We start from the raw sequence: 13,712 nt of genomic DNA, 5'->3' as shown, positions 1-13,712 counted from the left end.
TGCCGCAGTCTCGCTAACCGTTAATAGCAATGATGTCTTTCTTCGAATATTGTGGTCCATTTTTCGCGCTAAGCAGTCATTGTAAATGTGAATAGATAAAAATAAAAAACCCTCTGTAAAAACAGAGGGTTGAATTAATATTCGAACAGAAATGATTAGCTATAAGTTAGCGGTTCATCATTCCCACTCAATGGTAGCGGGGGGCTTACCGCTGATGTCATACACCACGCGGGAAATGCCGTTCACTTCATTGATGATGCGGTTAGACACGCGGCCTAAGAAGTCATACGGCAGGTGCGCCCAGTGCGCGGTCATAAAGTCGATGGTTTCAACCGCACGCAGAGAGACAACCCAGTCGTATTTACGACCGTCGCCCATCACGCCAACCGAACGAACCGGCAGGAATACGGTGAACGCCTGGCTTACCTTGTTGTACAGGTCAGCTTTGTGCAGTTCCTCGATGAAGATCGCGTCCGCACGACGCAGCAGATCGCAATACTCTTTCTTCACTTCGCCCAGCACGCGTACGCCCAGACCTGGCCCCGGGAACGGGTGACGGTAAAGCATGTCGTACGGCAGACCCAGCTCCAGACCAATCTTGCGTACTTCGTCTTTGAACAGCTCTTTTAGCGGTTCAACCAGACCCATCTTCATCTCTTTTGGCAGACCGCCGACGTTATGGTGAGATTTGATGACGTGCGCCTTACCGGTTGCTGAAGCAGCAGACTCGATGACGTCCGGGTAGATAGTGCCCTGAGCAAGCCATTTCACCTCTTCCAGCTTCAGCGCTTCTTCGTCGAACACCTCCACGAAAACGCGGCCAATGATCTTACGTTTTGCTTCCGGATCGTTTTCACCCGCCAGCGCGCTGAGGAAGCGGTCTTCCGCCGGAACATGAACGATGTTCAGGCCGAAATGGTCGCCGAACATATCCATCACCTGCTGCGCTTCATTCAGACGCAGCAAACCGTTATCGACAAAGACGCAGGTCAGGTTTTTGCCGATCGCACGGTGCAGTAGCATCGCGGTGACGGAGGAGTCAACCCCACCGGACAGACCGAGGATCACTTTGTCATCACCGACCTGCTGACGGATACGCTCAACCGCGTCGTCGATGATTTTTGCCGGCGTCCACAGCGCTTCACACTGGCAGATATCGCGCACGAAGCGCTCCAGCATACGCATCCCCTGACGGGTGTGTGTCACTTCCGGGTGGAACTGCACGCCGTAGAAACGTTTTTCCTCATTCGCCATGATGGCGAACGGGCAGCTTTCGGTGCTGGCAACGGTCACAAAGTCAGACGGGATAGCGGTGACTTTATCGCCGTGGCTCATCCAGACGTCGAGCAGCGGCTTGCCGTCGGCGGTCAAGGAGTCTTCGATACCACGCACCAGCGCGCTGTCGCTAACCACTTCAACCTGGGCGTAGCCAAACTCGCGCTCGCTGGAGCCTTCTACATGACCGCCCAGCTGCATCGCCATGGTCTGCATGCCGTAGCAAACGCCAAATACCGGTACGCCCGCTTCAAAAACGTACTGCGGCGCGCGCGGACTGTTTTCTTCGGTGGTGCTTTCAGGGCCGCCGGAAAGAATGATACCGCTAGGATTAAACTCGCGAATCTGTGCTTCAGTTACATCCCAAGCCCACAGTTCGCAGTACACGCCGAGTTCACGTACGCGACGCGCAACCAGCTGAGTGTACTGCGATCCGAAATCAAGGATGAGAATGCGATGCTTGTGAATATTGTCTGTCATTGACGCTAATTCCGAGGCAAATGAAACCAAAAAAAGCGCCCGTCAGGGCGCGTAAACTTATCAGGAGCCCAGACGGTAGTTCGGGGACTCTTTGGTGATGGTCACGTCATGAACGTGACTTTCCTGAATACCCGCACCGCTGATACGGACGAATTCCGCCTTAGTACGCAATGCGTCAATAGTACCACAGCCCGTCAGTCCCATACAGGAGCGCAGGCCGCCCATCTGCTGGTGAATGATCTCTTTCAGACGGCCTTTATAGGCAACGCGGCCTTCGATACCTTCCGGCACCAGTTTGTCGGCGGCGTTATCGCTCTGGAAGTAACGGTCAGAAGAGCCTTTAGACATTGCGCCCAGCGAGCCCATTCCGCGGTAAGATTTATAAGAACGGCCCTGGTACAGTTCAATTTCGCCCGGAGATTCCTCGGTACCGGCCAGCATAGAGCCGACCATCACCGCGCTTGCGCCTGCGGCAATGGCTTTCGCGATATCGCCAGAGAAACGGATACCGCCGTCGGCGATAACCGGAATGCCGGTGCCTTCCAGCGCTTCTACAGCGTCAGATACGGCGGTGATCTGCGGAACCCCCACGCCAGTTACGATACGGGTGGTGCAGATAGAGCCTGGGCCAATCCCCACTTTCACCGCGCTTACGCCAGCGTCAGCGAGGGCGCGCGCGCCTGCGCCAGTCGCCACGTTGCCGCCGATGATTTGCAGATCCGGGTACTTCGCGCGGGTTTCGCGGATACGCTGCAGTACGCCTTCGGAGTGGCCATGAGAGGAGTCGATCAACAGGACGTCAACGCCCGCAGCAACCAGCGCATCAACGCGTTCTTCGTTGCCCGCCCCCGCGCCAACCGCTGCGCCGACGCGCAGGCGACCGTGCTCATCTTTACAGGAATTCGGTTTACGTTCTGCTTTCTGGAAATCTTTAACGGTGATCATGCCGAGCAGGTGGAAGCTGTCATCAACAACCAGCGCTTTCTCGACGCGCTTTTCGTGCATTTTTGCCAGCACAACATCACGCGCTTCACCTTCACGCACGGTAACCAGACGCTCTTTCGGGGTCATATAGACGCTCACCGGCTGGCTCAGGTCCGTCACAAAACGCACGTCGCGGCCCGTAATGATGCCGACCAGTTCGTTGTCTTCGGTCACAACCGGGTAGCCTGCGAAACCATTGCGCTCGGTCAGTTCTTTAACTTCGCGCAGGGTGGTCGTGGGCAGAACGGTCTGCGGGTCGGTAACCACGCCAGATTCATGTTTCTTCACGCGACGGACTTCTTCCGCCTGGCGCTCGATAGACATGTTTTTGTGGATAAAACCAATGCCGCCTTCCTGAGCCAGAGCGATTGCAAGGCGCGCTTCAGTCACGGTATCCATTGCTGCGGAGAGCATAGGAATGTTCAGACGAATGGTTTTCGTCAACTGCGTGCTGAGATCGGCAGTATTCGGCAGAACGGTGGAGTGAGCGGGAACGAGGAGGACGTCGTCAAACGTCAAAGCTTCTTTAGCGATACGTAGCATGGGCAATATCTCTGACCTGGGGTGGATAAATATTGCCGTGGCATTATACAGAGCGTAACCGATTGCATCTACACTTTTTTGCAAAAAAACCTTGCGATCCCCGGTAAGCGGGTTACTATCGACTGAATAACCTGCTGATTTAGAATTTGATCCCGCTCACATGTTATCCTCTCAGACTTCCGCCATTTTTACCGTAAGCCGCCTTAATCAGACGGTTCGTCTGCTGTTGGAACAAGAGATGGGACAGGTCTGGATCAGCGGCGAAATTTCGAATTTCTCCCAGCCCGCGTCAGGCCACTGGTATTTCACCCTGAAAGATGACGCCGCCCAGGTGCGCTGTGCGATGTTTCGCAACAGCAACCGCCGGGTAACTTTCCGCCCGCAACACGGGCAGCAGGTGCTGGTGCGCGCCAATATCACCCTCTACGAGCCGCGCGGCGATTACCAGATTATCGTCGAGAGCATGCAGCCCGCGGGTGAAGGTCTGCTCCAGCAAAAATTCGAACAGCTAAAAGCCACGCTTTCGGCAGAAGGTTTGTTCGACCAGCAGTTTAAAAAAGCGCTTCCCTCCCCTGCCCGCTGCGTCGGGGTGATCACCTCGAAAACCGGCGCTGCGCTGCATGATATTCTCCACGTACTCAAACGCCGCGATCCGTCCCTCCCGGTCATTATTTATCCGACCGCCGTACAGGGTGACGATGCGCCGGGGCAAATCGTGCGCGCCATCGAACTGGCGAACATGCGTAACGAGTGTGACGTGCTGATTGTCGGACGCGGCGGCGGTTCACTGGAAGATTTATGGAGCTTCAATGATGAACGGGTGGCACGGGCAATCTTCGCCAGTCGCATTCCGGTAGTGAGCGCCGTCGGACACGAAACGGACGTGACGATTGCCGATTTTGTCGGCGATCTGCGCGCGCCGACCCCTTCAGCAGCCGCTGAAATGGTCAGCCGCAACCAGCAGGAGCTGGTGCGCCAGCTTCAGTCTGCCCAGCAGCGCCTTGGCATGGCGATGGACTATTTTCTCGCAAACCGCAGCCGTCGCTTTACACAGTTGCATCATCGTCTGCAACAGCAGCATCCGCAGCTGCGACTGGCGCGTCAGCAGTCGGCGCTGGAACGATTACAACAGCGGATGAATATCGCGATTGACAGCCAGCTTAAGCTTTCCGGCCAGCAGCAATTCCGCTTATTACAGCGCCTCAATCACCAAAATCCTCAGCCACGCATTCACCGGGCGCAAAGCCGTATTCAGCAACTGGAATATCGTCTGGCGGATACAATACGCGCGCGCCTGAGCGTAACGCGTGAACGCTTCGGCAATGCGGTCACTCATCTGGAAGCCGTCAGTCCGCTCTCCACTCTGGCACGCGGCTACAGCGTGACCAGCAGCGCCGACGGCAATGTGCTGAAACACACTAAACAGGTGAAGGCTGGCGATCTGCTGACCACCCGGGTCACCGATGGCTGGGTGGAAAGCGAAGTGAAAGCCGTCAAAACGGTAAAAAAAACCCGCCAGCGTAAAAGCGTTTAATTTTCACACTATACTGCTGTTATTCCTTATTTATTCGGCCTTGCCAGAATTCAGGAGAACAGCATGCCCCACTTTTACAGCGTCATCCCGCCTTATATCCTGCGTCGCATTATCGAAACAGGTTCTGAACCGCAGCAGCGGTGCGCACGACAAACGCTGAGCCACGTGCAGACCCTGATGGCGCATATGCCGGGCAAGCCCGCCGCGCCGCACGTCAGTCAGGCTGGCCAACTGGAACGCGACATTTACGATGCGAAGCAGACCCAGGAACTGCCCGGCACGCAAGTCCGTTATGAGGGCCACCCTTCGAATGGCGACGTGGCGGTAGATGAAGCCTATGATTATCTCGGCATAACCCATGACTTTTTCTGGAAAAACTGGCAGCGCGACTCGTTGGATAACAAAGGGTTAATTCTCACCGGCACGGTTCATTACGGACGCGAGTACCAGAACGCCTTCTGGAACGGGCAGCAGATGGTGTTTGGCGACGGCGATGGCGAGATTTTTAACCGTTTCACGATTGCTATTGACGTGGTGGCGCACGAACTGGCGCATGGGATCACGGAGTCCGAAGCCGGACTGATCTACTTTGAGCAGGCGGGCGCGCTCAATGAATCGCTATCTGACGTGTTTGGCGCGCTGGTAAAGCAATACCATCTGGGGCAAACCGCGGACCAGGCCGACTGGCTCATCGGCGAAGGGCTGCTGGCGGAAGGTATCAACGGCAAGGGATTACGCTCAATGTCGGCACCGGGTACCGCCTATGACGATCCACTGCTTGGCAAAGATCCACAGCCCGGTCATATGCGCGATTTTATCAAAACGCGTGAGGACAACGGCGGCGTGCACCTTAATTCCGGCATTCCTAACCGGGCGTTTTACCTCGCCGCGACGGCGCTCGGCGGTTACGCATGGGAGAAGGCTGGCTATGCCTGGTACGATACAGTGTGCGATCGCCAACTGGCGCAGGATGCCGACTTCATTGATTTCGCGCGTTTAACCATTCATCACGGCGAAAAACGTAGCGGTAAAGAAACGGCGCAGGCCATTGAGGACGCCTGGAAAGCCACAGGAGTGATGTAATGGATATCCCTGAACTCACCGATGACGCCGTTGTGGAACTGGCACGCGAAGGCGGCGTCGCGTTTATCCCGAAGCTGAGTCAACAGCGCAAAATTGCCCTTTCCACCTTGTCTGAGGCCCAGCGTCAGCGCGTTGCCGACATCCTGCGGCAAAGCCTGTCCGTCGGCACGCCGCCGGGTCAGGCGGATTCGCCGGGGCGAGGCGATCAGCGCTATTTTCGTATTCAGATCGTCTGGACCCGGCACGATCAGGCGGGATACGCCGATATCATCGTGCTGGTGCCGGAAAATGACGCGCCCGCTTCGCTCGTTGAGCTTTGGCAAAAAGGAGAGGACTGCGTGTGCGATTAAGTTCGCGTCAGGGCAAACTCAACGCGTTTTTTTGAAATCAGGCCATGGCCATTCTGGCAAAAGTAATCCACCGCGCCACAGGCTTTTAAGATCTGTAGCGGCTTATGGCAGTCCGGGCACAGCGCCGCAAGGGCATAATCGACATTGCACGTCGCACAATGCGCAGTCTCACCGTTACGTTCCAGCGGATTTTGGCAGTCTGGACAACGAAGTTCCATAGCAGTCTCCCTATCTGGATGTGTGCCCTCTCCTGAGAGAGGGCTTAAGTGATTACTTACTTTTCTTGATATGTTTAATCAGGCGCTTACGCTTGCGCATCTGCGTCGGGGTCAGCGTATTACGCTTATTCGCATACGGGTTTTCCCCTTCTTTGAACTGGATACGAATCGGTGTCCCCATCACTTCCAGCGACTTACGGAAGTAGTTCATCAGATAACGCTTGTAAGAGTCCGGCAGGTCTTTAACCTGGTTGCCGTGAATCACCACGATTGGCGGGTTGTAACCACCGGCATGGGCGTATTTGAGCTTCACGCGGCGGCCACGCACCAACGGCGGCTGGTGATCTTCCACCGCCATCGTCATGATGCGGGTTAGCATCGCGGTGCTGACGCGACGGGTGGAGCTGTCATAGGCCTCACGTACGGATTCAAACAGGTTGCCGACCCCGCTGCCGTGAAGTGCGGAGATAAAGTGTACGCGGGCAAAGTCGATAAAGCCCAGACGGAAGTCCAGCGTCTCTTTCACCTGCTCTTTCACTTCCTGCGTCAGGCCATCCCACTTGTTCACCACAATAACAAGTGAGCGCCCACTATTAAGGATGAACCCCAGCAGCGACAGGTCCTGATCGGAAATCCCTTCGCGGGCATCAATCACCAGCAGCACCACGTTAGCGTCTTCTATCGCCTGCAGCGTCTTGATTACCGAGAACTTTTCCACCGCGTCGGTAATCTTGCCGCGCTTACGCACCCCTGCGGTATCAATCAGCACATATTCACGCTCGTCACGCTGCATGGGAATATAAATGCTGTCGCGCGTGGTGCCGGGCATGTCGTAGACTACCACGCGGTCCTCACCCAGAATGCGGTTAGTAAGCGTAGACTTACCCACGTTCGGTCGTCCGACTATCGCCAGCTTGATCGGCAGATCCTGCGGGTTAAAATCATCTGCCGGCTCTTCTTCCCCGTTCTCGTCGGCATCATACTGCGCCCAGTATTCGGCGTCTTCATCCACCTCTTCCTGCGGCGCGACATCGTCCATCCACGGCAGCAGAACGTGCTCCAGCAGGCTGAGAACGCCACGACCATGAGACGCGGCGATCGGGTGAATTTCCCCCAGCCCCAGGGAGTAGAAATCCACAACCGCCTGGTCCGGATCGAGGCCGTCGGTTTTGTTGGCGACGAGGAAGGTCGGTTTTTCACGGGAACGCAGATGCTGAGCGATGGCTTCGTCAGCAGGCATCAGGCCCGCGCGGGCGTCCACCATAAACAGTACAACGTCCGCTTCTTCAATCGCCAGCAGGGACTGTTCCGCCATACGGGTTTCTACACCGTCTTCCGTCCCGTCAATACCGCCAGTATCAATACAGATAAACTCGCGACCATCAATTTCCGCACGACCGTACTTACGGTCACGAGTCAGACCCGGGAAATCCGCAACCAGCGCATCCCGGGTACGGGTTAGACGGTTAAATAACGTGGATTTTCCGACGTTAGGGCGCCCGACAAGCGCGACCACAGGTACCATGTTTAAAGCCTCATTTTATAAATCATCAGACAACAGACGCGATTTTTGCGCCGTTGTTAAAAACAGGAAAACGGCCCCTGCACCAGGAGCCGTTTTTTAACGCGTACGACCGGAACGATTAACGTGTAATCGCGTACACGGTACCGTCTTTCGCCTGGATCAGCAGTTTGCCGTCGGCAGACACCGGTTCGGTCTGGAAGCCGGAGCTGTCAACTTCCTGCTGTGCCACAAAGCGGCCATCATCAACGTTGAGCCAGTGCAGGTAACCTTCGCTGTCGCCCACCACCAGATTGCCATTGTACAGCACCGGAGAGGTCAGCAGACGGTGCAGCAGATCGCTCTGTGTCCACAGAGTTACGCCGCCGTCGGTGGTCAACGCCAGTATGCGGTCATTCTGATCCACCAGATAAATACGGTTGCCGTCAACGATGAAATCGTTCACTGACCCCAGTTCACGTTTCCACATAATCTGACCGCTGCGCAGATCCAGCGCCGTCAGGTTACCATTATACGCCAGCGCATAGACGATACCGTCAACGATAACTGGCGTGGTATCGACATCGCTGAGACGGTCGATTTCTGTAGAGCCCGTCGCCTGAGAAATACGCTGCTGCCAAATCATCTGGCCCTGCTGCATCAGCACGGCGCTTACGCGACCGTTATCGCCGCCGACAATCGCCGCGCCGAAGGCCGTCGCTGGCGCAGACTCGCCGCGCAGAGACAGAGAAGGCATATCAAGGTTGACGGTCCACTTGATCGCGCCATCCGCTTCGTTCAGCGCCTGCAGCTGGCCGTTACTGGTATGAATCAGCACCAGGCCGTCGCTGACCACCGGACGCGACAGCGCTTCGCCCGCGACTTTGGTCTGCCACGCAACGGTACCGTCCGCGGTGTTCAGGGCATATACCTGGGCTTTTTCACTGCCCAGGTAAACATGACCGCCAGACACCGTCACGCCGCCAGACAGCAGCGCAGGCGCGCGGGAGAACCAGCCATCTTTCTCGTTGAGGTTAACCGACCAGATCTCTTTGCCGTCGTCGGCATTTAACGCTTTCACCACGCCCGCACGATCGGCGGCGTAAACCACGTTATCTGCCAGCGCAGGATGGAGGTTGGAATAGAAATCACCGATCCCGTTGCCCACAGAGGTGCTCCAGACGGTAGACGGGGTAAACTGGTTCTCAACCACCGGTAATGGGGACATTTTAACAACGTCTTCTTCGCCGCTAAACAGTGAACAGCCGCTCAACAGGGTAACGGACAGCAGTCCTGGCAGAAGTAATTTACGCAATTGCATCGGGTCCCTCTCAGATGGACAAATTATTGATTTTCATCTGCAACATTTCGCTCAGTGCCGGGGAGGCTTTGCTGTTTACGCCTGCTTCCCATGCACTACGCGCACCTTTCTTGTCGCCTTTGCTCAGCAACGCTTCGCCACGCAGATCGGCAACAATCGCCGCCCAGCCTTCACCTTTTACGGTGTCGAGGGTTTGCAGCGCAGTGTCAGCCTGTTTAAGCTGTACCTGAACGCGAGCCAGACGCAGTGAGATAACCGCTTTAAGATTTTCGTCACTGGTGGCCGCCAGTCCCTGCTGTAGCTGGGACACGGCTTTATCAAGTTGATTCTGGTCGACAAACTGTTGCGCCAGCTCCATCGACGCTAACGCGCCGTAGGTGTTTTTATTCTCAGCAGCAAATTTTTCCGCCGCAGACAGGTTTTCTGCATTATCCGCGCTGAGCGAGCTCACGACGGTCTGATAAGCCTGAGAAGCAGAGCGTGCGGATTCAGTCTGGTGACTGGTCCAGTAGCGCCAGCCAATCAGCGCGCCAACCCCTAAAATCACCCCAACCGCCAGGGCTTTGCCGTTTTCGGCAAAGAAGCGTTTAATCGCGTCAACCTGGTCGTTTTCGTTCTCGTAAATTTCCACGCAGTCCTTCTCCTTAAGCCATTAACGTGCGCAAATGCGTTGCAACGCTATCCTGTGCAACCGCCGTTTGCTCACCGGAGCGCAAATCTTTCACAACGACAGTACCGGCAGCCACTTCGGACTCGCCAAGCACCAGCGCAATGCGGGCGCCCCACTTATCAGCGCGGGCAAACTGTTTCTTAAAGTTGCCGCCGCCGTGGTTTGTCATCAGCTTCACGCCCGGGAGGTCATCCCGTAAACGTTCCGCCAGCGTCATTGCCGCAGACTGCGTATCCGCGCCTGAAGCCACCAGGTATATATCGACAACAGGATCGGCAGTAAATTCCGGATTCACCGCCTGAACAAGTAAAACAAGGCGCTCAAGCCCCATTGCGAAGCCCACCGCCGGGGTCGCCCGGCCACCAAGCTGTTCCACCAGTCCGTCATAGCGGCCGCCAGCGCAAACGGTGCCCTGGGAACCCAGGCTGCTGGTCACCCATTCAAAAACGGTACGGTTGTAGTAGTCAAGGCCGCGAACCAGACGCTGATTAACGGTATAGCCAATGCCCGCGGCTTCCAGCAGTTTACACAGGCCGGCAAAGTGTTCGCGGGAATCGTCGTCGAGATAGTCGCCAAGCTGCGGCGCATCGTTAAGCAGCGCCTGTACGTCCGGATTTTTGGAGTCCAGAACGCGCAGCGGGTTGCTGTACATACGACGTTTGCAGTCTTCGTCAAGCTTCTCAACGTGCTGTTCCAGGAAGGCGACCAGCGCATCGCGATAACTGGCGCGCGCCGCCAGAGAACCAATAGAGTTCAGCTCCAGGTTAACGTGCCCGGCGATCCCCAGCGCACGCCACCAGCGTGCTGTCAGCATGATCAGCTCAGCGTCAATGTCCGGCCCCTGCAGGCCAAAGGCTTCGACGCCCAACTGGTGGAACTGGCGATAGCGCCCTTTCTGCGGACGCTCGTGGCGAAACATCGGTCCGATGTACCACAGACGTTGTTCCTGATTGTACAGAAGACCATGCTCGATGCCGGCGCGTACACAGCCTGCCGTTCCTTCAGGACGCAGGGTCAGGCTATCGCCATTGCGGTCCTCGAAGGTATACATCTCTTTTTCAACGACGTCAGTAACTTCACCAATCGCGCGTTTGAATAACGGGGTCTGCTCTACAATCGGCAGGCGGATTTCACTGTAACCGTAGCTACCGAGCACGTTTTTGAGTGTGCCTTCAATGCGCTGCCAGATGGCGGTTTCGCCAGGCAGATAATCGTTCATGCCGCGAATGGCTTGAATGTTTTTTGCCACGTTTATTCTCTTTCTGAATATAAAAATGAACCCTCAGCGCTTTCCCGAACGAGACGGGAGCCATGCGGGTTCAATCATACACGGGAAGCTACGCGCTTCCCATCACGTTATTATTTTTCAACCTGCTGCACGTTGATGCGCTGCGCTTCGTCGAGCATTGTCGCTTTGGCGCGAATGCGGGCTTCAAGCTGGTCAATCATGTCGTTATTATCCAGACGATCTTTACGAACGCCATCTTCATAGAGACCACTTTTCTTGTTGCCGCCCGTCACGCCCAGCGTGGAGACCAGCGCTTCACCCGGCCCGTTGACCACACAGCCAATGATGGAAACGTCCATCGGGGTGATGATATCTTCCAGCCGCTGCTCCAGCGCGTTCACCGTACCGATCACGTCGAACTCCTGGCGCGAACAGGTCGGGCAGGCAATAAAATTGATGCCGCGTGAGCGAATACGCAGTGATTTGAGAATATCAAAACCGACTTTGATCTCTTCCACCGGATCGGCAGCCAGCGAGACGCGCAGGGTGTCGCCGATCCCTTCAGACAGCAGCAGCCCGAGGCCGATCGCGGATTTCACCGCGCCGCTGCGTGCGCCGCCGGCTTCGGTGATGCCTAAGTGCAGCGGCTGGGCGATCTGACGCGCTAACAGGCGATAAGACTCAACGGCGAGGAAGACATCGGAGGCTTTCACGCTGACTTTAAACTGATCGAAATTGAGACGATCGAGATGATCGACATGGCGCATTGCCGATTCCAGCAGCGCCTGCGGCGTCGGTTCGCCATATTTTTCCTGCAGATCTTTTTCCAGCGACCCGGCGTTAACGCCGATGCGGATCGGGATATTTTTGTCGCGCGCGCAATCCACCACCATGCGGATACGCTCTTCATTACCGATATTGCCAGGGTTGATGCGCAGACAGTCCACACCATATTCCGCCACTTTCAGCGCGATACGGTAGTCAAAGTGAATGTCGGCCACCAGCGGAACAGAAACCTGCTGTTTGATGAGCTTAAAGGCTTCTGCGGCATCCATGGTGGGGACAGAGACGCGAACAATATCTGCGCCAACGCGTTCCAGCGCTTTTATCTGGTTAACCGTCGCTTCCACGTCCGTGGTCCGCGTATTGGTCATCGACTGTACGGCGATGGGGGCGCCATCGCCAATCGGCACATTCCCAACGTAAATACGCGTTGATTTTCTACGTTGAATTGGAGCCTGGTTATGCATGAAAAATCTCCCGCGTTACCCGTCTGTTACTGCGCCGGTGATTGTTCGGCATTGAGGGTCAGACGCGCAACCTGGTTAGTTCTGATAAAACGGCTCAGATCGACAGGTTTTCCTTGATACTGGATCTGCACCGCCGCCGGAGCGCCAATTTTAAGCTTATAAGGCGCCTGCCCGGTTAGGTTTAAATTGCCATCTTTACGCTGCATACCGCTGAACAGCTTTTTGCCGGTCGCATCGGTCACTTCCAGCCAGCAATCGGCGGTGAAGTTCATCACCAGCGCGTTCGGGTCGACAGCAGGTGCCGCCGTGCCTGCCGGATCGGTTGGCAGCGTTGCTGTACCGTCCGTCGCGGACTGTGGCGCAGGGGTGGCCGGAGACGTCGTGGCGGTATCCACGTTAGCCTGAGAAGGCGACACAACGGCGTTCTGCTGCGGGTCAACCGCAGGCGCCGTTGTGGTTGGCGCTGGCGTTTGCGCGGTTTCCGCCGGACCGGTCGACGCAGGGGTATTATCCTGACTTGCTGCGGCGCTGGTATCCAGCGGCACGCTCTGCGTCGTCGCGCCATTTGCGTTCAGCTCAGCAGCGGACTGATCGGCCATCGTCGTGATCTCCTCCTGCTGCGCCTTATGGTTTTGCCACCACCAGGCGCCCGTCAGGCCGACGACCACAAACAGCACCAGCCAGGTAAACGTCATCAACCAGCCGTCGCGCTTTTTGCGCCGTTTACCTAATGAGAAGCTCTGCATCGGCGCCACTTTCGCCGCACGGACAGGCGCCTGTTTTTCCAGGCCAGGCAGCAGCTCTTCTTCAGGGATATGCACCAGACGCGCATAGGAGCGGATGTACCCGCGCAGGAAGGTCGAAGCAAGATCGGCCGGGGCCTTATCGTCTTCGATATCACGTACGGTAGACACCTTCAGGCAAAGTCGCTCAGCGACAGCCTGTTGGCTGAGTCCGAGTTGTTCACGGGCATTACGCAGACGAACGCCAGTGGATTGTGCTTCATGTTGGTCGTGAGTGGCTTCAGTATTCATTCGCTACAGCTGCTGGTGTAAATTTGGATTCAGGCGCCGGCGAGTCACAATGCCCACCCACACCGCGAAACATCTGGTCAGTTAACCTTAGTCAGACAGTATAAGCCTGTCAGGTCACTCTTAACAAAAACAGCTCAAGCCAGAGGGCTAAACTATTGTTGCACCGTACATACTGCCTTAAAGTCGACAAAAACGCACCGTTATTATTGACCAGACGAGTACAAGCGCGGCCCTCATTCAA

At 56.2% G+C, this 13,712-nt stretch carries 12 protein-coding genes; 3 read left to right on the top strand and 9 right to left on the bottom strand.

All coding sequences use genetic code 11. From position 1 onward, the window contains the following. Positions 1 to 177: 177 nt before the first annotated feature. Together guaA and guaB are read right to left on the bottom strand one after the other, a co-directional pair. A complete protein-coding gene (gene guaA, locus JY391_RS06510; RefSeq protein ID WP_042291366.1) occupies positions 178 to 1,755 on the bottom strand; it encodes a glutamine-hydrolyzing GMP synthase in 1,578 nt (525 codons plus the stop codon). Positions 1,756 to 1,815: 60 nt separating this feature from the next. Beyond that, positions 1,816 to 3,282, bottom strand: coding sequence for an IMP dehydrogenase (guaB, locus tag JY391_RS06505; protein WP_042291368.1), 1,467 nt, complete (start codon positions 3,280 to 3,282; stop codon positions 1,816 to 1,818). A gap of 160 nt (positions 3,283 to 3,442) precedes the next feature. Here guaB and xseA point away from each other — a divergent pair, with 160 nt between their 5' ends. From xseA to JY391_RS06490, 3 genes are all read left to right on the top strand, one after another. Continuing rightward, positions 3,443 to 4,816, top strand: a complete 1,374-nt coding sequence (gene xseA, locus JY391_RS06500; protein ID WP_211935424.1) for an exodeoxyribonuclease VII large subunit — start codon at positions 3,443 to 3,445, stop codon at positions 4,814 to 4,816. 63 nt (positions 4,817 to 4,879) lie between these two features. After that, the gene (locus JY391_RS06495; protein ID WP_042291373.1) at positions 4,880 to 5,899 is read left to right on the top strand and encodes a M4 family metallopeptidase; all 1,020 of its coding nucleotides are present in this window, start codon (positions 4,880 to 4,882) and stop codon (positions 5,897 to 5,899) included. Next, positions 5,899 to 6,249, top strand: a complete 351-nt coding sequence (locus JY391_RS06490) for a protealysin inhibitor emfourin (protein ID WP_042291377.1) — start codon at positions 5,899 to 5,901, stop codon at positions 6,247 to 6,249. The genes JY391_RS06495 and JY391_RS06490 overlap by 1 nt, the downstream gene beginning before the upstream one ends. Here the strand turns inward: JY391_RS06490 and JY391_RS06485 are convergent. The 7 genes from JY391_RS06485 to rodZ all read right to left on the bottom strand — a co-directional run bounded on the left by JY391_RS06485 (position 6,246) and on the right by rodZ (position 13,471). Beyond that, positions 6,246 to 6,467: a zinc ribbon domain-containing protein gene (locus tag JY391_RS06485; RefSeq protein WP_042291379.1), complete on the bottom strand. Its 222-nt coding sequence runs from the start codon at positions 6,465 to 6,467 to the stop codon at positions 6,246 to 6,248. The genes JY391_RS06490 and JY391_RS06485 overlap by 4 nt on opposite strands. Positions 6,468 to 6,519: 52 nt before the next feature. Further along, positions 6,520 to 7,992 carry a ribosome biogenesis GTPase Der gene (gene der / locus JY391_RS06480; protein ID WP_060570505.1) on the bottom strand — a complete coding sequence of 491 codons (1,473 nt, stop codon included), beginning with the start codon at positions 7,990 to 7,992 and terminating at the stop codon, positions 6,520 to 6,522. A 118-nt stretch (positions 7,993 to 8,110) separates the two neighbouring features. Next, positions 8,111 to 9,289 carry an outer membrane protein assembly factor BamB gene (bamB, locus tag JY391_RS06475; protein WP_211935423.1) on the bottom strand — a complete coding sequence of 393 codons (1,179 nt, stop codon included), beginning with the start codon at positions 9,287 to 9,289 and terminating at the stop codon, positions 8,111 to 8,113. A 10-nt stretch (positions 9,290 to 9,299) separates the two neighbouring features. After that, positions 9,300 to 9,920 carry a YfgM family protein gene (locus JY391_RS06470; RefSeq protein WP_042291388.1) on the bottom strand — a complete coding sequence of 207 codons (621 nt, stop codon included), beginning with the start codon at positions 9,918 to 9,920 and terminating at the stop codon, positions 9,300 to 9,302. 13 nt (positions 9,921 to 9,933) lie between these two features. After that, positions 9,934 to 11,208 (bottom strand): histidine--tRNA ligase, encoded by a 1,275-nt coding sequence (hisS, locus tag JY391_RS06465; RefSeq protein WP_042291391.1) that lies wholly within the window; start codon positions 11,206 to 11,208, stop codon positions 9,934 to 9,936. Positions 11,209 to 11,318: 110 nt separating this feature from the next. Continuing rightward, positions 11,319 to 12,437: a flavodoxin-dependent (E)-4-hydroxy-3-methylbut-2-enyl-diphosphate synthase gene (gene ispG, locus JY391_RS06460; RefSeq protein ID WP_042291394.1), complete on the bottom strand. Its 1,119-nt coding sequence runs from the start codon at positions 12,435 to 12,437 to the stop codon at positions 11,319 to 11,321. Between the two features lie 26 nt (positions 12,438 to 12,463). Beyond that, on the bottom strand, positions 12,464 to 13,471 hold the full coding sequence (gene rodZ / locus JY391_RS06455; protein WP_042291396.1) for a cytoskeleton protein RodZ: 1,008 nt from the start codon (positions 13,469 to 13,471) through the stop codon (positions 12,464 to 12,466). Positions 13,472 to 13,712 lie beyond the last annotated feature (241 nt).

Origin of the sequence: Citrobacter sedlakii (genome assembly GCF_018128425.1) — a bacterium.
In the GTDB taxonomy this organism is placed as follows: domain Bacteria; phylum Pseudomonadota; class Gammaproteobacteria; order Enterobacterales; family Enterobacteriaceae; genus Citrobacter_A; species Citrobacter_A sedlakii.
The sequence above is the reverse complement of the archived record's forward strand: the minus strand, read 5'-3'. Positions and strand labels throughout refer to the sequence as shown.

Bases quoted from the DNA above. Each gene is read 5' to 3' on its own strand.
- JY391_RS06485 (WP_042291379.1), bottom strand. From the start codon at position 6,467: ATGGAACTTCGTTGTCCAGACTGCCAAAATCCGCTGGAACGTAACGGT.
- xseA (WP_211935424.1), top strand. From the start codon at position 3,443: ATGTTATCCTCTCAGACTTCCGCCATTTTTACCGTAAGCCGCCTTAAT.
- guaB (WP_042291368.1), bottom strand. From the start codon at position 3,282: ATGCTACGTATCGCTAAAGAAGCTTTGACGTTTGACGACGTCCTCCTC.
- JY391_RS06495 (WP_042291373.1), top strand. From the start codon at position 4,880: ATGCCCCACTTTTACAGCGTCATCCCGCCTTATATCCTGCGTCGCATT.
- rodZ (WP_042291396.1), bottom strand. From the start codon at position 13,471: ATGAATACTGAAGCCACTCACGACCAACATGAAGCACAATCCACTGGC.
- der (WP_060570505.1), bottom strand. From the start codon at position 7,992: ATGGTACCTGTGGTCGCGCTTGTCGGGCGCCCTAACGTCGGAAAATCC.
- ispG (WP_042291394.1), bottom strand. From the start codon at position 12,437: ATGCATAACCAGGCTCCAATTCAACGTAGAAAATCAACGCGTATTTAC.
- bamB (WP_211935423.1), bottom strand. From the start codon at position 9,289: ATGCAATTGCGTAAATTACTTCTGCCAGGACTGCTGTCCGTTACCCTG.
- guaA (WP_042291366.1), bottom strand. From the start codon at position 1,755: ATGACAGACAATATTCACAAGCATCGCATTCTCATCCTTGATTTCGGA.
- JY391_RS06490 (WP_042291377.1), top strand. From the start codon at position 5,899: ATGGATATCCCTGAACTCACCGATGACGCCGTTGTGGAACTGGCACGC.